A 19,575-nucleotide genomic window follows, 5' to 3' on the forward strand; every position below is an offset into this window, starting at 1 on the left:
GGGAACTATCGGTATAATCTGCTTTTGCGCCCATAGGATTTGCCATGCGTCTGATCCAGAAAGCACTCACGTTCGATGACGTGCTCCTCGTGCCCGCCTTCTCCAGCGTTCTCCCGCGCGACACCAGCCTGAAATCCCAGCTGACTCGCAATATTTCCCTGAACATGCCTCTCGTGTCCGCCGCCATGGACACGGTCACCGAAGGCCGGCTCGCCATCGCGATGGCGCAGATGGGCGGCATCGGCATCGTCCACAAGAATCTCACCGCCAAGGAACAGGCCCGCGAAGTCGCGAAAGTGAAGCGCTTCGAATCGGGCGTCGTGCGCGATCCGATCACGATTCCGCCGCAAATGCGCGTGCGCGACGTCATCGCGCTGACGCAGCAGCACGGCATTTCGGGTTTCCCGGTGGTCGAAGGCGCGCAACTGATCGGCATCGTCACCAATCGCGACCTGCGCTTCGAAGAACGGCTCGATGAGCCGGTGCGCAACATCATGACGCCGCGCGAACGCCTCGTGACGGTCAAGGAAGGCACGTCGCTCGCCGAGGCGAAGGCGCTGATGCACAGCCATCGCCTGGAGCGCGTGCTCGTGGTGAACGACGCGTTCGAGCTGCGCGGCCTGATGACGGTGAAGGACATCACCAAGCAGACCGAAAACCCGGACGCCTGCAAGGACGAAGACGGCAAGCTGCGTGTGGGCGCGGCCGTGGGCGTCGGTCCGGACAATGAAGAGCGCGTCGAGCTGCTCGCGCAGGCGGGCGTCGACGTGATCGTCGTCGATACCGCGCACGGCCATAGCCAGGGCGTGCTGGAGCGCGTGCGCTGGGTCAAGCAGAATTATCCGCACGTGCAGGTCATCGGCGGCAATATCGCGACGGCGGCGGCAGCCAAGTCGCTCGTCGAGTACGGCGCGGACGCGGTGAAGGTCGGTATCGGCCCGGGCTCGATCTGCACGACGCGGATCGTGGCGGGCGTCGGCGTGCCGCAGATCACGGCGATCGCGAATGTTTCCGAAGCACTGCGCGGCACCGGCGTGCCGGTCATCGCGGACGGCGGCGTGCGCTTCTCGGGCGACGTGTCGAAGGCGCTCGCGGCGGGCGCGAACGTCGTCATGATGGGCAGCATGCTCGCGGGCACCGAAGAATCGCCGGGCGACGTGTTCCTGTATCAGGGCCGCCAGTACAAGTCGTACCGCGGCATGGGTTCGGTCGGCGCGATGAAGGACGGCGCGGCGGACCGCTACTTCCAGGACAACTCGGCGAACATCGACAAGCTCGTGCCGGAAGGTATCGAAGGCCGTGTGGCCTACAAGGGCTCGGTCAACGCGATCCTGTTCCAGATCGTCGGCGGCGTGCGCGCGAGCATGGGCTACTGCGGTTGCCGCACGATTTCCGAGCTGCACGAGAAGGCGGAATTCGTTCAGATCACGGCGGCCGGCATGCGCGAATCGCATGTGCATGACGTGCAGATCACGAAGGAAGCGCCCAACTATCACGTCGACTAATCGAGCGGACTGATCATGAAACCGTTGCTGCGGGTCGTGCTCGTCATCAATGCCCTGATTTTTCTGGCGTTCGGCCTGTTGTTTCTGCTGACGCCGTGGGCGGGCCTGTACGGCGCGCTGCAACTGGATTCGATCCGCGTTCAGCCGGCGTTCGCCGGGCAGTTGCTCGGTATCGCGCTCATCGGGCTGTCGTGGCTTGCGTTTCACGCAGCCGTCGATGGCGCGTTGACGGCTCGCGCCGCGCGCGTGTCGGGACACGTGCAGTGGCTGTCGGGGGTGGTGGTGCTGGTCTGGCTGCTCGGACTGCATACGCCTGAGATCGATGGCTTCGGGCAGATCAGCGCGGCCGTCGTGGGCGCCGTGCTGCTGGTGCTCGGTCTGGGCAGCGTGAGACTGTCGTCGGCGGTGCGTCGGCGCGAGCGCGCGGCGGCGGCCGGCGCGGTATCAGCGCAGCGCGCGGAAAAGAAGGCGGCGCAAAAGCGTGACGAGTTTTCCGCGAGCAACGCGGCATCGTCGGCGCGCGCCGAATCGGTCGATCTCGCGGCGCGTCCCGCAGCGCGCGCACCGGGCGCGACGGCCATCGATCCGGTATCGGGCCGCACGCTCGATCCCGTCTCGCCGGCCGGCGCGGTTCGCGCGCACCCGGACGGCGCGGTCGATCCCGTCACCGGCGGCACGCTCGATCCGCTGACGGGCCGCGCGGTCGATCCGGTCACCGGCAAGCGCATCGAGCCCGTCATCAGCGGCGAGATCGATCCGGCGACGGGTCGAAGAGCCGATCCGCTCGCGCCCGACGCGGGCCGCGCGCCTCGCTGAAGGCGTGAAGCGCATGCTACGAGCCACGCACGCGCAGCAACGGAAATACGCAGGACAAGCACGGTCGGCCTTTGCGCCGGCCGTCGATTTATTTGCAGACCGGGGCGCGAGGCCGCGCTCCGGCAGCACCGACATCATTCGTTCACTTAGCCTTTGGCCGCAGCCATGCACGACAAAATCCTGATTCTCGATTTCGGCTCCCAAGTCACCCAGCTGATCGCGCGGCGCATCCGCGAGTCGCACGTCTACTCGGAAATCCATCCGTACGACGTCGACGAGACGTTCATCCGCGAATTCGCGCCGAAGGGCATCATCCTGTCCGGCGGCCCGAACTCCGTCACCGAGGCGAAGTCGCCGCGCGCCCCGCAGATCGTCTTCGATCTCGGCGTGCCGGTGCTCGGCATCTGCTACGGCATGCAGACGATGGCCGATCAGCTCGGCGGCAAGGTCGAACTCGGCAACGTGCGCGAATTCGGCTATGCGGAAGTTCAGGCGCTGAATCACACGGGCTTTCTGGAAGGCATTCAGGATTTCGCCAGCGACAAGGGCGAGTCGATGCTCAAGGTTTGGATGAGCCACGGCGACAAGGTCGTCGATCTGCCGGCGGGTTTCAAGCTGATGGCCTCGACGCCGTCGTGCCCGATCGCCGCGATGGCCGACGACGACCGGCGCTTCTACGGCCTGCAATGGCATCCGGAAGTCACGCATACGGTGCAGGGCCGCGCGATGCTCGACCGTTTCGTGCTGGAGCTGTGCGGCGCGAAGGCCGATTGGGAGATGGGCCATTACATCGACGAGGCGGTCGAGAGCATCCGCGCGCAGGTCGGCAATGAGCACGTGATTCTCGGCTTGTCGGGCGGCGTGGATTCGTCGGTGGCGGCGGCGCTTTTGCATCGCGCGATCGGCGACCAGCTGACGTGCGTGTTCGTCGATCACGGCTTGCTGCGTCAGAACGAGGCGGAGCAGGTCATGTCGACGTTCGCGGATCACCTGGGCGTGAAGGTGATTCACGTCGATGCCAGCGAGGAATTCCTGCAGAAGCTTGCGGGCGTGACCGATCCGGAGGCGAAGCGCAAGATCATCGGCGCGGAGTTCGTCGAAGTGTTTCACAACGAATCGGACAAGCTCACCGATGCCAAGTGGCTCGCGCAGGGCACGATTTATCCGGACGTGATCGAATCGGCGGGCAAGGGCAAGAAGGGCGCGCATACGATCAAGAGCCATCACAACGTCGGCGGTTTGCCGGAGACGCTGAATTTGAAGCTGCTCGAACCGCTGCGCGAGCTTTTCAAGGACGAAGTGCGCGAACTCGGCGTGAAGCTCGGTCTGCCGCCCGCGATGGTGTATCGGCATCCGTTCCCCGGTCCGGGTCTCGGCGTGCGGATTCTTGGCGAAGTGAAGCGCGAATTCGCGGACCTGCTGCGCCGCGCCGATGCGATTTTTATCGAGACGCTGCGCAACACCATCGACAAGGAAACGGGCAAGTCGTGGTACGACCTGACGAGCCAGGCGTTCGCGGTGTTCCTGCCGGTCAAGAGCGTCGGCGTGATGGGCGACGGGCGCACCTATGAATACGTCGTCGCGCTGCGAGCCGTGCAGACGCTCGACTTCATGACCGCGCATTGGGCGCATCTGCCGCATGATCTGCTCGGGCATGTTTCCAATCGCATCATCAACGAAGTGCGCGGGATCAATCGGGTGGTGTATGACATCTCCGGCAAGCCGCCCGCGACAATTGAGTGGGAGTGAGCCGCGTCTGATTGCGAGGGGGCATGACTGATTCCGCGTCCGATCGCCCCACCGACTCGCTCTTCTTCGCGATCTATCCGGACGCAGTCGCCGCCGCGCGCATCGCCGAACTGGCGGCGCGGCTGCGTATCGAGCACACGCTGAAGGCGAGGGCGATTCCCGCCGATCGCCTTCACGTCACCCTGCATTATCTCGGCGCCTTCGCAGGCGTTCCCGCCGATGTGGCCGCGCACGCTTGCGCCGCAGCATCCCGAATCGCGTTGCCGCCCGTCGATGTGACGCTCGACCGTATCGAAAGCTTTTCCGGCCGTCGCGCGAGACGCCCGCTCGTCGTTTCCGGCGATGTCACCGAGCCGCTCGACGCGCTCGAGCGAACGCTCGGCGCGGCGCTGGAGGCGGCAGGCATCGCACTGAAGCGGCATCCCCGTTTCACGCCTCATGTGACCTTGCTCTACGACGAACACCGCGTCGCGCGTGAGCGCATCGAACCCATCGCATGGACCGTGCGTGAGTTCGCGCTCGTGCGCAGCCGGCTCGGCAAATCGCAACACGAAGTCCTCGCGCGCTGGCCGCTCGTGCCGTGAATCGGCGGAACCACGCGCAATAAAAGGTTTCGCGGATTTTTCTAACGCGTTAAGGTGCGTGTATCGGAATGAATCGAGACGAAGCGCTTACATGACCCGATCCCGCCTGCTGCACATCACGCCCGACACCCACCACGTCCAGATCGATCTCGTCTACGCGACCGATCGCAATTTCACCGGCAAGCCCATCTACAAGGCGCAGCACTGCCTGCTGCTCGAGCCCGCCGAAGCGGCATTGCGTAAAGCCGTCGATATCGCGAAGAGCATCGGCATGACGCTCAGGATCTTCGACGCCTATCGTCCGCCGCAAGCGCAGAAAGTGCTGTGGGATTTCCTGCCCGATCCGACCTTCATCGCCGAACTCGGACGCGGCTCGAACCATAGCCGCGGCACGGCGGTGGACCTGACGCTCGTCGATCGCGACGGCAACGAGCTCGACATGGGCACCGGTTTCGATGCGATGGTCGCCGAATCCGAGCACTTTCACTTCGGCTTGCCGGAGCATGTGCAGCGCAACCGCACGCTGCTGCTGGGCGTCATGCACGGCGCGGGCTTCACGCACATCAAAAGCGAGTGGTGGCATTACGAATTGCCCGGCTCGCGCGAACTTGCTCTGATCGACAACGAAGAATGCGGCCCGCTGCGGCTCATGTAATCGGGGATTCGACATGAAACTGACTGCACTGATCACGGCGCTGATGCTCACGTTGATGAGCGCGCCGCCGGCAAGCGCCGCGACGCCGAAAGACATGTTCGTCATGGCCACGTTGCTCGATGAATTCACGTCGCTCGATCCCGGCGAAATCTACGAACTGGTGCCGGAGGAATACGTCGCGAACACGTATGACCGTCTGGTGCGCGTCGATCTGAAGGATCCGTCGAAATTCAATGGCGATGTCGCCGAATCGTGGACGGTGAGTCAGGACGGCCTCACGTTCACGTTCAAGATCCGGCCGGGACTCAAGTTCCATTCCGGCAATACGCTCACCGCCGATGACGTCGCGTGGTCGATTCAGCGCACCGCGCTGCTCGACAAGGGCGCGGCGGCGGTGCTTGCGGGCATCGGGCTGACGAAGGCGAACGCGTTGCAGAACGTGAAGAAGATCGACGATACGACCGTCTCGATCACGACGGATCAGCGCTATGCGCCGACCTTCGTGCTCAACGTGCTCGGTTCGTGGCCGGCGTCGGTGGTGGATCGCAAGCTCGTCGAATCGCACGCGAAGGGCAACGACTACGGCAACGAGTGGCTGAAGACCAACGAAGCGGGTTCGGGCGCGTACAAGCTCGTGAAATGGACCGCCAACGACAGCATCGTGCTGCAACGCTTCGACGGCTATCGCATTCCGCTCGCGATGAAGCGCATCGTGCTGCGTCACGTCACGGAAGCGGCGAGCCAGCGTCTGATGATCCAGAACGGCGACATCGACGTCGCGCGCGACCTCTCGCCCGACGATCTCGACACGCTCTCGAAGAACGGCGTCATCAAGGCGACGGCCGTGCCGCAAGCGACACTCATGTATCTCGGCCTCAACAACAAGAATCCGAATCTCGCGAAGCCGGAAGTCTGGGAAGCGATGAAGTGGCTCATCGACTATCAGGGCATTCAGAAGAACGTGATCCGCACGACCTACAAGGTTCACGAAGCGTTTCTCCCCGAAGGCTTTCTCGGCGCGCTGAACGAAAACCCGTATCACCAGGATGTCGCGAAGGCGAAGGCGCTGCTCGCGAAAGCGGGCTTGTCCAACGGCTTCACGGTGAAGATGGACGTGCGCAACGATTATCCGTACAGCGAGATCGCGCAAGCCGTGCAGGCGAATCTCGCGCTCGCCAACATCAAGGTGCAACTCGTGCCGAGCGACAACAAGCAGACGCTCGGACGATATCGCGCGCGGGCCCACGATATCTACATCGGCGAGTGGTCGGCGGATTACATCGATCCGCACAGTAACGCGCAGGGCTTCGTGTGGAATCCGGACAACTCGGATGCATCGAGCTACAAGATGCTCGCGTGGCGCAACGCGTGGGACATTCCACAACTGACGAAGGAAACCAACGCGGCGCTCGCCGAAAGCGATACGAAAAAGCGCGCGCAGCTGTACGAGAAGATGCAGCGTGAAGTGCTCGCGAAATCGCCGTTCGTCATCATGTTCCAAAAGGTGTCGCAGGTGGCGGCGCGGCCCGGCGTGACCGGTCTCGAAGTCGGGCCGATCAACGATCTCGTGTCGTATCGCAACATCAAGAAGCAGTGAACACGGTCACGCTCATCGGCTCGCGGCGCGGCGGCGCGCGCATCGCATTGGCGCTCGCGCGCTGGATCGCGATGCTCGCCATCACGTTCACGGGCTTGCTCGCGATCACGTTTTTCATCGGCCGCAAGATTCCGATCGATCCGGTGCTCGCGATTCTCGGCGATCGCGCGTCCGCGACGGCTTATGCCGCCGCGCGTCTGCGGCTCGGTCTCGACAAGCCGCTCATCGAGCAATTCCTGATCTACGCGCGCGACGTGCTGCACGGCAATCTCGGCATTTCGCTGTTGACGGCAAATCCGGTCATCGACGACATCAAGCGCGTCTTTCCCGCGACGCTCGAACTCGCGACGCTCTCGACCTTCATCGGCATCGCGATCGGCGTGCCGCTCGGCGTCGCGGCGGCGGTGAAGCACAATCGCATCGTCGATCACATCGCGCGCGTGATCGGGCTCGCCGGAAGCTCCGTGCCGGTGTTCTGGCTCGCGCTGATGGGCCTGCTGCTCTTTTACGCGCGGCTGCATTGGGTGTCCGGGCCGGGACGCATCGATCCGCTTTACGACGGCATGGTCGATACCCGCACGGGCAGTTTGCTCATCGATTCGCTCATCGCCGGCGAAGGGGATGTCTTCGAGAACGCGTTCTCGCATATCGCGCTGCCGGCGAGCGTGCTCGCGTTCTATTCGATCGCGTATCTGTCGCGGATGACGCGCTCGTTCATGCTCGAACAACTGAGCCAGGAATACGTGACGACCGCGCGCGCGAAAGGGCTGCCCGAGCGCCGCGTGATCTGGCGGCACGCGTTCGGCAATATCGCGGTGCCGCTGCTGACGGTGATCGCGCTCGCATACAGCTATCTGCTCGAAGGCTCGGTGCTGACGGAGATCGTGTTCGCGTGGCCGGGCATCGGCTCGTATCTGACGGGCGCGCTGTTGAACGCCGACATGAACGCCGTGCTCGGCAGCACGCTCGTGATCGGCGCGACGTTCATCGCGCTCAATCTGTTGACCGACGCGCTGTATCGCGTGTTCGATCCGCGTGCGCGCTGACATGGAGGATCTTGCGCAGATGAAACAGCCGCGAACGGGCTCGCGCGCGTGGCTCCTGACCGATACGCCCGCGTCGCCGCGTCAAGCCGCGCTCGGGCGCGCGTATCGGCGCTGGCGGCGGTTCTCGTCGAATCCGTTGAGCATGCTCGGACTCGCGATCCTGCTGCTGCTGATCGTAGTCGCGGCGTTCGGGCCGATGCTCGTCACGCAGGATCCGTTGCAGCAGGTGCTCGCCGAACGTCTGACGCCGCCCGGCGCGGCGCACTGGTTCGGCACCGATCAACTCGGCCGCGACATCCTTTCGCGGCTCGTGCACGGCTCGCGCCTGACGCTCGCGATCGCGATGCTCGTCGTCGTGCTCGTGGTGCCGGTCGGGCTTTTGATGGGCACGGTGGCGGGTTATTGCGGCGGCATCGTCGATACGGTGCTGATGCGCTTGACCGACGTCGCGCTCGCATTTCCGAAGATCGTGCTCGCGCTCGCGTTCGCCGCCGCGCTCGGGCCGGGCGTGCTCAATGCGGTGATCGCGCTGTCGATCACCGCGTGGCCGCCGTATGCGCGTCTCGCGCGCGCGGAGTCGCTGCGGCTCGCGCAGGCCGATTACATCCATGTGGCGCGTCTGCAAGGCGCTTCGCATCTGCGCATTCTGCTGCGGTATATCGTGCCGCTGTGCTCGTCGTCGGTGATCGTGCGCGCGACGCTCGACATGGCCGGCATCATTCTCGCCGTCGCCGGTCTCGGCTTTCTCGGACTGGGCGCGCAGCCGCCGAGCCCGGAATGGGGTTACATGGTCGCGGCGGGCCGCAACGTGCTGCTCGACGCGTGGTGGGTCGCGACGATTCCCGGCCTCGCGATCCTCGCGGTGAGCCTCGCCTTCAACCTGCTCGGCGACGGTCTGCGCGACGTCTTCGATCCGCGTCACGGAGGCTGACATGCCCGATGCGCTGGCTGAAATCGACGGACTGGACGTGGCCTTCGCGAGCCATGACGGCGTGCTCATGCCCGCCGTGCGCGGCGTATCGCTGACGGTGCGGCGCGGCGAGCGGCTCGGCATCGTCGGCGAATCGGGATCGGGAAAATCGCTGACGGGGCGCGCGCTGCTCGGACTGCTGCCGCCCGAGGCGAAATGGTCGGCTAAGGCGCTGCGTTTCGAAGGGCAGGACCTGCTCGCGATGCGCCCGAAAGCGCGCCGCCGCCTGTGCGGCACGCGCATGAGCATGATCCTGCAGGATCCGAAGTTCTCGCTGAACCCGGTGATGACCGTCGCGCAGCAGATGCGCGAAACCTTTGTGCGGCAGGGCGTGAAAGAAGGCCGGCGCGCGTTGCGCGAGCGCATCGTCGCAGCGCTGGAAGCGGTGCATATCCGCGATCCGCAGCGTGTCGCGGATGCGTATCCGCACGAACTGTCCGGCGGCATGGGCCAGCGCGTGATGATCGCGATGATGGTCTCGGCCGGCCCGCGCCTTCTGATCGCCGACGAACCCACGAGCGCGCTCGATGTCCTCGTATCGATGCAGGTGCTTGCCGTGCTCGACGAGATGATCGCGCGCCACGATACCGGCCTCGTGTTCATCAGTCACGATTTGCCGCTCGTGATGTCGTTCTGCGACCGCGTCGCGGTGATGTACGGCGGTCGCGTCGTCGAGACGTGCGCGGCGCGCGATCTCGTTCACGCGACGCATCCGTACACGCGCGGGCTGCTCGAAGCGAATCCGCCGCTCGTGAATCCGCCCGACGAGTTGCCGACGCTGCGCCGCGACCCCGCGTGGCTCGATGAAGGCATCGCGCGATGATCGAAATCGAGCGCGCGCTCATCCGCTTCAAGACGAAGAGCGGTCATGTCGACGCCGTGCGCGACGTTTCGCTGCGCGTGGAAGAGGGCGAGGTTTTCGGACTCGTCGGCGAATCGGGCAGCGGCAAGTCGACGTTGTTGCGCGCGCTCGCCGGGCTGACGCCGCTGTCGGGCGGCAGGATAAGCATCGGATCGCGCCCTGGAAGCCGCGACGTGCAGATGGTGTTCCAGGACCCCTACGGCGCGCTGCATCCGCGCTTCACCGTCGACAAGACCTTGCGCGAGCCGCTCGCGATCAACGGCATCGGCGACGAAGACACGCGCATTCTCGCCGCGCTCGCCGAAGTCGGGCTCGGTCCGGCGTATCGATTCCGCTATCCGCATCAGTTGTCGGGCGGGCAGCGCCAGCGCGTGTCGATCGCGCGCGCGTTGATCGTCGAGCCGCGCATGCTGCTGCTCGACGAGCCGACCTCCGCGCTCGATGTCTCCGTCCAGGCGGAAATCCTGAACCTGCTGCGCCGCCTGCATCGCGAACGCAAGCTGACGATGATCCTCGTGAGCCACAATCTCGCCGTGATCGGCTTTCTTTGCCAGCGCGTCGCGGTCATGCGCAACGGCGAAATCGTCGAGCAACTGGGCGTCGATGCCGTGCGTTCGCGCGACGTTACGCACGAGTACACGCGCCGGCTTCTGCTCGCGACTGAAGGCTACACACGACAGAACGCGTAGTCGTCGTACAAGCACAATCGTCATGACGCGGTCAATGGATGTTGCGCGAACGACGCATAAGCACGGCGATAAGCCCGGTATACGACGACGCGCGGCGGGCCGGCTTGTCTTCGACGAAACCGGTGCCGCCGCCGCTGATAGAATGTGCGCTGGATTGTCGAGACGTGCCGAACAACGCGCGAGCGTGGTTTTCCGGCTGCCTTCCGACTTCGAGCTAACCAACGGAAATCGTGACAGACCGCGCCCGTTCGCGGGTGAAAACCGGTCGTAATCCCCGATGAAATTGCTAGATGCTTTGGTCGAACAGCGGATCAACGAAGCCGCTGCGCGTGGCGAGTTCAACAACCTGCCGGGCGCGGGCGCACCGCTTCACTTCGACGACGACACCCTCGTGCCCGAGGAAGTGCGCGTCGCCAATCGAATCCTCAAGAATGCGGGCTTCGTCCCGCCGGCAGTCGAACAGCTTCGCGCGCTGCGCGGGCTTCAGGAAGAGTTCGACAAGGTGACGGACCCCGCGGCCCGTTGCCAGCTGCAAGCCAAGATGCTCGCGCTCGACATGGCGCTCGAGTCGCTGCGCGGCGGCGGCTGCGTGCCGCATGAATATCGCCGGCGCATCGCGGAGCGTTTGTCCGAGCGCGCGCAGTCGCGCGTGGCGGTGGACGTCAAGTGACCGGCCTGCCGGATGCGGCCGATCCCGCGCCCAACGCTCAAATCGCCGATCCTGCCAGCGAACGCGATCGCCGCTTCATGGCGCTCGCGCAACGCGCCGCCGACGAAGCCCGTCGCGCCGGCGAAGTGCCCGTCGGCGCGGTCATCGTGCTCGGCGACGATGTCATCGCCACCGGCTTCAATCATCCGATTCGCGGACACGATCCGTCCGCGCATGCCGAGATGGCCGCGCTGCGCGCCGCCGCCCAATCGCTCCAGAACTACCGCTTGCCGGGCTGCGAGCTCTACGTGACGCTCGAACCTTGCCTGATGTGCGCGGGCGCGATCATGCACGCGCGCATCTCGCGCGTCGTCTACGGCGCCACGGACCCGAAAACGGGCGCGTGCGGCAGTGTCGTCGACATGTTCGCGAATGCGCAGCTCAATCACCACACCACCGTGACGGGCGGCGTGCTCGCGGATGAATGCGGGCATGCGCTCAAGAATTTCTTCGCCGAGCGCCGCCGCCTCGCGCGCGACGAACGCGATGCGCGCCGCGCGCGCGAAGCCGGGCAACCCGCCGCCGATTCATCTGATCGACTAACAACATCGTGAAATCACGCACCATCGACCTCGTTGCGCCCTCTGGCTATCCACACGATCCGGCGGCCGTCGAGCGCGGCATCGGACGGTTGCGCAGGGAAGGGCATCGGCTCGAAAACGTCGACGCGACGCGCCGACGCTTCCAGCGCTTCGGCGGCACCGATGCGGAACGCGCCGCCGATCTCAATCGTCTTGCGGATGCATCGCGCCCGTTACCTGACATCGTACTTGCCGTGCGGGGCGGATACGGCGCGTCGCGCATCCTGCACGGCCTCGACTACACCGGGCTGCGCAGGCTCGCGGATCAGCCGGTGGCGATCGTCGGCCACAGCGATTTCACCGCGATTCAATGCGCGCTGTTCGCGCACGCCGGTGTGAAAAGCTTCGGCGGACCGATGTTCGCGGGCGATTTCGGCGCCGAGCAGGTCAGTTCGTTCACGATGCAGCACTTCTGGAACGCGATCTCGCGACCGAGTTTCACCATCACGAGCCATACGCCGCAGCAACAGACCGTCGACGCGACCGGCATGCTGTGGGGCGGCAATCTCGCGATTCTGGCGTCGCTCGTCGGCACGCCGTATCTGCCGCCGGTCGAGGGCGGAATCCTGTACATCGAGGATGTCAACGAGCATCCGTTTCGCATCGAGCGGATGATTTATCAGCTGTATCAGGCGGGCGTGCTCGGTCGGCAGCAGGCGATCGTGATGGGGGAGTTCTCCGGCGGCCGTCTGTCGGACTACGACAACGGCTATTCGCTCGACGCGATGATCGAGCAGGTGAGGTCGGTGACGGGCATTCCGGTGGTGACAGGATTGCAGTTCGGACACGTCGAAAATCTGCTGACGCTGCCTTTCGGTGCGGCGGCGCACCTTATCGCGAGCGAGCGGGGCTTCACGCTGAAACTTTCCGATTACCCTCATCTGGCTTGAGTCCGCGTGGCAAGGCGCTCAAGCGAGCGCCTTATTTTTAGCTCGTCCCTGCAACTAACGGTCGGTTCATGCACCGTCCGCGACAACTGCGTGCACCACGTCGGCGCTAGAATTGTCGACAAAAAAGAGGCGACAATGCTGACAAAAACTTGTGGAATCTGCTGTGGGGACCGCCGATAATGGGCCTCAGCAAAACGCGGTATTCGAAAAACGCGCGGTAACCGATAATTCTAAAAATGAATTGTTGACAATCCTTATGTCGATTCTAAGATGCTTAACATGCAAGCGAGCACATCATGTCCGACACCAAGCGTAGTGCTGCACCGAACGCTGCAGATTCCGCTCCCAACGGGGCGAACGCCGAGTCGATCGCCGAGAACATCCGCGCCGCGATCCTCGAGCATCGGCTGGCGCCGGGCGCGAAGCTGACCGAAGCGCAGTTATGCGAGGTGTTCGCCGTGAAGCGCGGCACCGTCCGCCAGGCGCTCGCGCAACTGTCGAACGAACGGCTCGTCGATCTGGAGCCGAATCGCGGGGCGTTCGTCGCGAGTCCATCGTTGCAGGAAGTGCATGAAGTGTTCGAAATGCGCCGCATCATCGAATTGGCCGTGGTGGACCGAATTGCGCAAGGGCACGGCCTGCGTCGGCTGAAGTCGATCAGCGCGACGATCGGAAAAGAGCGCCGCGCTTTCGAAAGCCACGATTTTTCGTCGTGGATCCGGCTCTCCGGCGAGTTTCACACCGAACTCGCGGCGCTCACCGGCAACACGGTGCTGTGCGAATGCCTGTCGGGACTCGTCGCGCGTTCGACGCTGATCTCGGCGCTGTATGAATCGCTCGGCAAGAGTTCGTGCTCGTTCGAAGATCACGAAGCGATTCTCGCCGCGCTCGATGCAGGCGATGCAGCGAAAGCCGGCGTGTTGATGGCGCAACATCTGCGCGACGTCGAACTGAAGATGCTGGAGCGGCCGGCACGCGGCGCGGTCGATCTGAAGGAAGTGTTCATGAAGCCCGCCGAGCGCGAACGAGCGCTCGATATGTAAGGCAGACAGACGGCAGATCGGACTATCTGCCATCGGCTGAATCAAGCAGGACTAAATAACTGGAGACCGTGCCTCGCGCTTCGCGCGAAGGCGCGTGGAGAGTCGCACGCTTTGAAAATCCGTAGCGTGTATCGCACCGAACAGGACGCTCGTGTGAGCGTGAAATGAAAGCCGCCGCAGGGCGGGCGTGCCGGGCCGACGCCTCGCGCGCTCTCGGCCTCATGCCCGAAGGCGAAAACGCAAATCCGAAGAATGCCGCGCGGGATGGAGACATCCGACACGTCAGCGAAGGCATCCGATCGAAGCTTGAACCCCGAGCATTTGCAGTTTTCTCATCACGCAAGCATCCAATGAAGGAGACGTCATGGCCCAGTTCAGTGCATCCGGCAGCTCAACCCTGCCGCCGCTCGACAACGAGTACGAAGAGCAACATCTGCCCGCCGGTTACAGCGACCGGCTTTACAACGAGGACCTCGCCCCGCTCAAGAATCAGACCTGGGGCGCGTACAACATCTTCGCGTTCTGGATGTCGGACGTGCACAGCGTCGGCGGTTATGTGTTCGCCGGAAGTCTCTTCGCGCTCGGCCTGACGAGCTGGCAGGTGCTGGTGTCGCTGCTAATCGGCATTGGGCTCGTGAACGTGCTGTGCAATCTGATCGCCAAACCGAGCCAGGTGGCGGGCGTGCCGTATCCCGTCGCGTGCCGCGCCACGTTCGGCGTGCTCGGCGCGAACATTCCGGCCGTGATCCGCGGGCTCATTGCGGTGGCGTGGTACGGCATTCAGACATATCTGGCGTCGAGCGCGCTCGTCATCGTCGTGCTGAAGTTCGTGCCGTCGCTGATGCCTTATGCCGACGTCCACAAGTACGGCTTCGTCGGGCTTTCGGCGCTCGGCTGGGCGGGCTTCATGCTGCTTTGGGTGCTGCAGGCCGTCGTGTTCTGGCGCGGCATGGAGATGATCAAGAAGTTCATCGACTTCGCCGGTCCCGCCGTCTACGTCGTGATGTTCATTCTCGCCGGCTATATGGTGTGGCGCGCGGGCATCGACAATATCGGCCTGAACCTCGGCGGGGTGAAGTATCACGGCACGGAAGTGATTCCCGTGATGATCACCGCGATCGCGCTCGTCGTTTCGTACTTCTCCGGCCCGATGCTCAACTTCGGCGACTTCTCGCGCTACGGCAAGAGCTTTCGCAGCGTGAAGCGCGGCAATTTCTGGGGCCTGCCGGTCAACTTCCTGGCGTTCTCGGTCGTGACCGTCATCACGACTGCGGCGACGCTGCCGGTCTTCGGCCAGCTCATCACGGATCCGGTGGAAACCGTCGGCCGCATCGACCATCCGTCTGCTGTGATTCTCGGCGCGCTGACCTTCACGATCGCGACCATCGGCATCAACATCGTCGCGAACTTCGTGTCGCCGGCCTTCGACTTCTCGAACGTCGCGCCGAAGCTCATCAGCTGGCGCATGGGCGGCATGATGGCGGCGGTCGCGTCGATCTTCATCACGCCGTGGAACCTGTTCAACAACCCGGCCGTGATCCACTACACGCTGGATATTCTCGGCAGCTTCATCGGACCGCTGTATGGCGTGCTGATCCTCGACTTCTATCTCGTGAAACGCGGCAAGCTGGTGGTCGACGATCTCTACACGGTGTCGGAACAGGGCAAGTACTGGTACACGAAGGGCGTGAACCGCCGCGCGGTGATGGCGCTCGTGCCGGCCGCCGTGCTCGCGACGCTCTGCGTGATGGTGCCGGCGCTCGAAGCCGCTGCGAACTTCTCGTGGTTCATCGGTGCGGGACTCGGCGCGGTGTTCTATTACTTCCTCGCGGATCGCAAGCGCGGAGTCTAAAACGATAGCTGGAACCTGAGAGAATTTCCAAAGGCAGTGTGGAGACAGCAATGCGCATCAAACTGATCAACCCCAACACGACGCAGCGCATGACCGACTCGATGGGCCGCTGCGCCCGCGAGGTCGCCGCGCCCGGCACGGAGATCGTCGCCGTCAGCCCGACGATGGGCCCGCCGTCCATCGAAGGCTATTACGACGAGGCGGTCGCGTCGCTCGGTCTGCTCGCCGAAGTGGAAGCGGGCGAAAAGCAGGGCTTCGACGGCTATGTGATCGCGTGCTTCGGCGATCCGGCCCTTTACGCCGCGCGCGAACTGGCGCGCGGCCCGGTGATCGGCATCGCGGAGGCGGCGATGCATGCGGCGAGCGTCATCGCGCCGGGATTTTCCGTCGTCACGACGTTGCAGCGTACCGTCGGCATGGCTTGGCATCTGGCGGAGCGCTACGGCATGGAGCGCTTCTGCAAGAACGTCCGCGCGACAGACGTCCCCGTGCTCGAACTGGATGTGCCGGGGTCGCCGGCGCGTCGGACGATCATCGACGAATGCCGGCGCGCGCTCGACGAAGACGGCTCGGACGCCATCGTGCTCGGCTGCGCGGGCATGGCGGAGTTCTGCCGCGAAGTGGAGGACGCGATCGGCGCGCCGGTGGTTGAGGGCGTGACGGCCGCGGTGAAATGGGCGGAGGCGCTCATCGCGCTGAAGCTGCACACAGCGAAACGCGGCGACTACGCGCGCCCGCTCGCGAAACGGTACGACGGCGTGCTGTCGGATTTCAGCCCGCGCCGATAGCCTTTTCGCCGGACACATACCGATGACGTGACCCGGATTATGCGCCCTGATGTATGGGCGCGTCCGGGTCTTTTAGCTACACTGAATCGTCGACAATCCCGTTTTTTCAACGCTTGAGCAGAACGCCAGCCATGTCACTCGATCCGAACTACCCACGCGATTTGATCGGCTACGGCCGCCACCCGGTGCAGGCGAACTGGCCGGGACGGGCGCGCGTCGCCGTGCAATTCGTGCTCAATTACGAAGAAGGCGGCGAGAATTGCGTGCTGCACGGCGATCCGGGCTCCGAGCAGTTCCTGTCGGAGATCGTGGGCGCGGCGGCGTATCCGTCGCGTCACATGAGCATGGAGTCGATCTACGAATACGGTTCGCGCGCGGGCGTGTGGCGCATCCTGCGCGAGTTCGAGAAGCGCGGCATGCCGCTGACGATCTTCGGCGTCGGCATGGCGATCGAGCGGCATCCCGAAGTGGCGAAGGCGTTCGTCGAACTGGGGCATGAAATCGCGTGTCACGGCTATCGGTGGATTCACTATCAGGACATGTCGCCGGAGAGGGAAGCCGAACACATGCGCCTCGGCATGGAAGCGATCGAGCGCGTGACGGGCGTGCGGCCGCTCGGCTGGTATACCGGGCGCGATAGCCCGAATACGCATCGGCTGGTCGCGGAATACGGCGGTTTCCTCTACGACTCGGACTATTACGGCGACGACCTGCCGTTCTGGACCGAAGTCGAAGTGACGGGCGGCGAGAAGAAGCCGCACCTCATCGTGCCGTACACGCTCGACACCAACGACATGCGCTTCGCGACGCCGCAAGGCTTCAACACGGGCGATCACTTCTTCACGTACCTGAAAGACGCGTTCGACGTGCTCTACGAAGAAGGCGACGAAGCGCCGAAGATGCTGTCCATCGGCATGCACTGCCGCTTGCTCGGCCGGCCGGGGCGCTTCCGTGGCCTGCAGAAATTCCTCGATCACATCGAGAAGCATGATCGCGTGTGGGTTACGCGGCGTGTCGACATCGCGCGTCAATGGCGCGAGCAACATCCTTTCGAAAAAGCTAACAACGGGACGGCGGCATGAAGGCGATGCACTACACACTCGACCAACTCAACACCATGCCCGCCGACACGTTCGTGACGGTGCTCGCGGGCATTTTCGAGCACTCGCCGTGGGTGCCGGAAAGAGCGGCGCAACAGCGCCCGTTCAAGGACATCGACGCGCTGCATCGCGCGATGTCGCAGATCGTCGAAGAGGCCGGCGAAGACAGGCAGCTCGCGCTCATCAACGCGCACCCGGAGCTCGCGGGCAAAGCGGCGGTGCGCGGCGAGCTGACCGCCGAATCGACGCGCGAACAAAGCGGCGCGGGCCTGAATCTGTGCACGCAGGAAGAGTTCGACAGGCTTCAGTCGCTGAACGCGCAGTATCGCGAGAAATTCGGGTTTCCGTTCATTCTCGCGGTGCGCGGCTATGACCGTCACGGCATCATCGCGAACTTCGAAGCGCGCGTGAATCACGACCGCGCCGAAGAATTGCGCACGAGTCTCGACCAGATTTACCGGATCGCGGGCTTCAGGTTGAACGACCTGATTCAAACGGCGTAATCCGCAAACAACCGTAAACGAACGAAAAGAAGGACAGAAACAAATGGCAATCCCGACTCTCGATCCCAATGCGCCCGACTTCACGCGCCGCTATGTGAACCTGGCGGACCCGCGTCTGGGCGCGCAGGCACTCGAGGCGAGCGACGATTTCTTCGCGCCGAAGGAACGCATGCTGAATCCCGAGCCGGCGGTGTTCATTCCCGGCAAGTACGACGATCACGGCAAGTGGATGGACGGCTGGGAAACGCGCCGCAAGCGCACGACGGGCTATGACTGGTGCATCGTCAAGCTCGCGCGTCCGGGCGTCATCAAGGGCATCGATGTCGACACGAGCCACTTCACCGGCAACTTCCCGCCGGCGGCGTCGATCGAAGGGGCGCATGTCGCCGACGGCGCACCGAATCAGTCGACGCAATGGACGGAAATCGTCCCGTCGACGACGCTGCAGGGCAACAGCCATCACTATCTCGAAGTCGAGGTCCAGCAGCCGTTCACGCATCTGCGCGTGAACATCTATCCGGATGGCGGCATCGCGCGTCTGCGGGTCTATGGCCAGCCGCAACTCGACTGGAGCAACGCGGACAAGCATGCGCTCGTCGATCTCGCCGCGATGGAAAACGGCGCGTACATGGTCGGCACGAACAATCAGCACTTCGGTCTCGCATCGACCTTGCTGATGCCGGGCCGCGGCGTGAACATGGGCGACGGCTGGGAAACGCGCCGGCGTCGCGAGCCGGGCAACGACTGGTGTATCGTCGCGCTGGCGCAGCCGGGCGTCATCAAGAAGGTCGAAGTGGATACCGCGCACTTCAAGGGCAATTTCCCCGACCGCTGCTCGCTTCAGGCGGCATACGTAAAGGGCGGCACGGACAGCTCGCTCGTCACGCAGGCGATGTTCTGGCCGGTGCTGCTCGGCGAACAGAAACTGCAGATGGACAAGCAGCATTTTTTCGAGTCCGAACTCGCCGCGCTCGGCCCGGTGACGCACGTGCGCTTCAATATTTATCCTGACGGCGGCGTGTCGCGTCTTCGTCTCCTCGGAACCCTTGCATGATGAAGAAACTCGCTATCGAACCGTTGACGCGCGCAGCGTTCAAGCCTTATGGCGATGTCATCGAACTCGATGGCGCCAAGCAGATTCCAATCAACCTCGGCACCACGATCCGCTTCCACGATCTGTGCAACGTCGACGTGACGGACGGCGGCGGCCACGCGATCGTCAATCTGTTTCGCGGCCAGCCGCGCACGCTGCCGTTCGAATGCAAGATGATGGAGCGTCATCCGCTCGGCAGCCAGGCGTTCATTCCGCTCGATGACCGGCCGTATCTCGTCGTCGTCGCGCCCGCGGGCGATCTCGACGAATCGAAGATCCGCGCCTTCGTCACGCGCGGCTGGCAGGGTGTGAACTATGCGAAAGGCGTGTGGCATCACCCGCTGCTCGCGCTGGGGAAGGTGAGCGATTACATCGTCGTCGATCGCGGCGGCGGCGAAGGGCACAACCTCAACGAGCAGGATCTGAAGGAATCGCTCTGGCTGACCGAAGACGCGCTGCGATAGGCGCATCGAAAGCAGCACCCGCGCAGTGACGAAAGACCGGAACGCACCTCCGGTCTTTTTTTTCGTCACAGCGCCGCCC

The 19,575-nt window shown here is 64.0% G+C and carries 20 protein-coding genes; all 20 read left to right on the forward strand.

Annotated elements, in window-relative coordinates; all coding sequences use genetic code 11:
- Nucleotides 1-44 precede the first annotated feature (44 nt).
- A complete protein-coding gene (gene guaB, locus NCT05_RS07285; protein ID WP_008350049.1) occupies nt 45-1,505 on the forward strand; it encodes an IMP dehydrogenase in 1,461 nt (486 codons plus the stop codon).
- Nucleotides 1,506-1,520: 15 nt separating this feature from the next.
- The gene (locus tag NCT05_RS07290) at nt 1,521-2,321 is read left to right on the forward strand and encodes a hypothetical protein (protein WP_250434599.1); all 801 of its coding nucleotides are present in this window, start codon (nt 1,521-1,523) and stop codon (nt 2,319-2,321) included.
- Between the two features lie 165 nt (nt 2,322-2,486).
- Nucleotides 2,487-4,070, forward strand: coding sequence for a glutamine-hydrolyzing GMP synthase (guaA, locus tag NCT05_RS07295; RefSeq protein WP_250501995.1), 1,584 nt, complete (start codon nt 2,487-2,489; stop codon nt 4,068-4,070).
- 23 nt (nt 4,071-4,093) lie between these two features.
- The gene (thpR, locus tag NCT05_RS07300; RefSeq protein WP_250434600.1) at nt 4,094-4,654 is read left to right on the forward strand and encodes an RNA 2',3'-cyclic phosphodiesterase; all 561 of its coding nucleotides are present in this window, start codon (nt 4,094-4,096) and stop codon (nt 4,652-4,654) included.
- Nucleotides 4,655-4,745: 91 nt separating this feature from the next.
- A complete protein-coding gene (ddpX, locus tag NCT05_RS07305; RefSeq protein ID WP_034473567.1) occupies nt 4,746-5,309 on the forward strand; it encodes a D-alanyl-D-alanine dipeptidase in 564 nt (187 codons plus the stop codon).
- Nucleotides 5,310-5,322: 13 nt separating this feature from the next.
- Entirely contained in the window at nt 5,323-6,906 is a 1,584-nt protein-coding gene (locus NCT05_RS07310; RefSeq protein WP_008350038.1) for an ABC transporter substrate-binding protein, read from the forward strand.
- A gap of 71 nt (nt 6,907-6,977) precedes the next feature.
- The gene (locus NCT05_RS07315) at nt 6,978-7,952 is read left to right on the forward strand and encodes an ABC transporter permease (RefSeq protein WP_250502041.1); all 975 of its coding nucleotides are present in this window, start codon (nt 6,978-6,980) and stop codon (nt 7,950-7,952) included.
- A gap of 19 nt (nt 7,953-7,971) precedes the next feature.
- A complete protein-coding gene (gene nikC, locus NCT05_RS07320) occupies nt 7,972-8,883 on the forward strand; it encodes a nickel transporter permease (protein WP_008350036.1) in 912 nt (303 codons plus the stop codon).
- Between the two features lies 1 nt (nt 8,884).
- Nucleotides 8,885-9,745, forward strand: coding sequence for an ABC transporter ATP-binding protein (locus NCT05_RS07325; protein ID WP_250434602.1), 861 nt, complete (start codon nt 8,885-8,887; stop codon nt 9,743-9,745).
- Nucleotides 9,742-10,473 carry an ABC transporter ATP-binding protein gene (locus tag NCT05_RS07330; protein ID WP_250501996.1) on the forward strand — a complete coding sequence of 244 codons (732 nt, stop codon included), beginning with the start codon at nt 9,742-9,744 and terminating at the stop codon, nt 10,471-10,473. Before NCT05_RS07325 ends, NCT05_RS07330 begins: the two co-directional genes overlap by 4 nt.
- Nucleotides 10,474-10,750: 277 nt before the next feature.
- Nucleotides 10,751-11,143 (forward strand): DnaJ family domain-containing protein, encoded by a 393-nt coding sequence (locus NCT05_RS07335; protein ID WP_033537251.1) that lies wholly within the window; start codon nt 10,751-10,753, stop codon nt 11,141-11,143.
- Nucleotides 11,140-11,736, forward strand: coding sequence for a tRNA adenosine(34) deaminase TadA (tadA, locus tag NCT05_RS07340; protein ID WP_502801776.1), 597 nt, complete (start codon nt 11,140-11,142; stop codon nt 11,734-11,736). Before NCT05_RS07335 ends, tadA begins: the two co-directional genes overlap by 4 nt.
- Nucleotides 11,730-12,653, forward strand: a complete 924-nt coding sequence (gene ldcA / locus NCT05_RS07345) for a muramoyltetrapeptide carboxypeptidase (protein ID WP_174447754.1) — start codon at nt 11,730-11,732, stop codon at nt 12,651-12,653. The genes tadA and ldcA overlap by 7 nt, the downstream gene beginning before the upstream one ends.
- A 296-nt stretch (nt 12,654-12,949) precedes the next feature.
- Nucleotides 12,950-13,696 carry a GntR family transcriptional regulator gene (locus NCT05_RS07350; RefSeq protein ID WP_244808032.1) on the forward strand — a complete coding sequence of 249 codons (747 nt, stop codon included), beginning with the start codon at nt 12,950-12,952 and terminating at the stop codon, nt 13,694-13,696.
- A gap of 364 nt (nt 13,697-14,060) precedes the next feature.
- Nucleotides 14,061-15,548: an NCS1 family nucleobase:cation symporter-1 gene (locus NCT05_RS07355; RefSeq protein ID WP_175979998.1), complete on the forward strand. Its 1,488-nt coding sequence runs from the start codon at nt 14,061-14,063 to the stop codon at nt 15,546-15,548.
- Between the two features lie 50 nt (nt 15,549-15,598).
- Nucleotides 15,599-16,336, forward strand: coding sequence for an aspartate/glutamate racemase family protein (locus tag NCT05_RS07360; RefSeq protein WP_008350020.1), 738 nt, complete (start codon nt 15,599-15,601; stop codon nt 16,334-16,336).
- A gap of 131 nt (nt 16,337-16,467) precedes the next feature.
- Entirely contained in the window at nt 16,468-17,418 is a 951-nt protein-coding gene (gene puuE, locus NCT05_RS07365) for an allantoinase PuuE (RefSeq protein WP_250501997.1), read from the forward strand.
- Entirely contained in the window at nt 17,415-17,939 is a 525-nt protein-coding gene (gene uraD, locus NCT05_RS07370) for a 2-oxo-4-hydroxy-4-carboxy-5-ureidoimidazoline decarboxylase (protein ID WP_250496825.1), read from the forward strand. Before puuE ends, uraD begins: the two co-directional genes overlap by 4 nt.
- A 43-nt stretch (nt 17,940-17,982) precedes the next feature.
- On the forward strand, nt 17,983-18,993 hold the full coding sequence (alc, locus tag NCT05_RS07375; RefSeq protein WP_008350015.1) for an allantoicase: 1,011 nt from the start codon (nt 17,983-17,985) through the stop codon (nt 18,991-18,993).
- Nucleotides 18,993-19,496, forward strand: a complete 504-nt coding sequence (locus NCT05_RS07380; protein ID WP_033537260.1) for an ureidoglycolate lyase — start codon at nt 18,993-18,995, stop codon at nt 19,494-19,496. Before alc ends, NCT05_RS07380 begins: the two co-directional genes overlap by 1 nt.
- The last annotated feature ends 79 nt before the right edge of the window (nt 19,497-19,575 follow it).

The organism is Caballeronia sp. AZ7_KS35, from assembly GCF_023631045.1.
Taxonomy (GTDB): Bacteria; Pseudomonadota; Gammaproteobacteria; order Burkholderiales; family Burkholderiaceae; genus Caballeronia; species Caballeronia zhejiangensis.

What these genes read in the sequence shown, in the direction of transcription:
- guaB (WP_008350049.1), top strand. Translation starts at nt 45, where the DNA reads ATGCGTCTGATCCAGAAAGCACTCACGTTCGATGACGTGCTCCTCGTG.
- NCT05_RS07290 (WP_250434599.1), top strand. Translation starts at nt 1,521, where the DNA reads ATGAAACCGTTGCTGCGGGTCGTGCTCGTCATCAATGCCCTGATTTTT.
- guaA (WP_250501995.1), top strand. Translation starts at nt 2,487, where the DNA reads ATGCACGACAAAATCCTGATTCTCGATTTCGGCTCCCAAGTCACCCAG.
- thpR (WP_250434600.1), top strand. Translation starts at nt 4,094, where the DNA reads ATGACTGATTCCGCGTCCGATCGCCCCACCGACTCGCTCTTCTTCGCG.
- ddpX (WP_034473567.1), top strand. Translation starts at nt 4,746, where the DNA reads ATGACCCGATCCCGCCTGCTGCACATCACGCCCGACACCCACCACGTC.
- NCT05_RS07310 (WP_008350038.1), top strand. Translation starts at nt 5,323, where the DNA reads ATGAAACTGACTGCACTGATCACGGCGCTGATGCTCACGTTGATGAGC.
- NCT05_RS07315 (WP_250502041.1), top strand. Translation starts at nt 6,978, where the DNA reads ATGCTCGCCATCACGTTCACGGGCTTGCTCGCGATCACGTTTTTCATC.
- nikC (WP_008350036.1), top strand. Translation starts at nt 7,972, where the DNA reads ATGAAACAGCCGCGAACGGGCTCGCGCGCGTGGCTCCTGACCGATACG.
- NCT05_RS07325 (WP_250434602.1), top strand. Translation starts at nt 8,885, where the DNA reads ATGCCCGATGCGCTGGCTGAAATCGACGGACTGGACGTGGCCTTCGCG.
- NCT05_RS07330 (WP_250501996.1), top strand. Translation starts at nt 9,742, where the DNA reads ATGATCGAAATCGAGCGCGCGCTCATCCGCTTCAAGACGAAGAGCGGT.
- NCT05_RS07335 (WP_033537251.1), top strand. Translation starts at nt 10,751, where the DNA reads ATGAAATTGCTAGATGCTTTGGTCGAACAGCGGATCAACGAAGCCGCT.
- NCT05_RS07350 (WP_244808032.1), top strand. Translation starts at nt 12,950, where the DNA reads ATGTCCGACACCAAGCGTAGTGCTGCACCGAACGCTGCAGATTCCGCT.
- NCT05_RS07355 (WP_175979998.1), top strand. Translation starts at nt 14,061, where the DNA reads ATGGCCCAGTTCAGTGCATCCGGCAGCTCAACCCTGCCGCCGCTCGAC.
- NCT05_RS07360 (WP_008350020.1), top strand. Translation starts at nt 15,599, where the DNA reads ATGCGCATCAAACTGATCAACCCCAACACGACGCAGCGCATGACCGAC.
- puuE (WP_250501997.1), top strand. Translation starts at nt 16,468, where the DNA reads ATGTCACTCGATCCGAACTACCCACGCGATTTGATCGGCTACGGCCGC.
- uraD (WP_250496825.1), top strand. Translation starts at nt 17,415, where the DNA reads ATGAAGGCGATGCACTACACACTCGACCAACTCAACACCATGCCCGCC.
- alc (WP_008350015.1), top strand. Translation starts at nt 17,983, where the DNA reads ATGGCAATCCCGACTCTCGATCCCAATGCGCCCGACTTCACGCGCCGC.
- NCT05_RS07380 (WP_033537260.1), top strand. Translation starts at nt 18,993, where the DNA reads ATGAAGAAACTCGCTATCGAACCGTTGACGCGCGCAGCGTTCAAGCCT.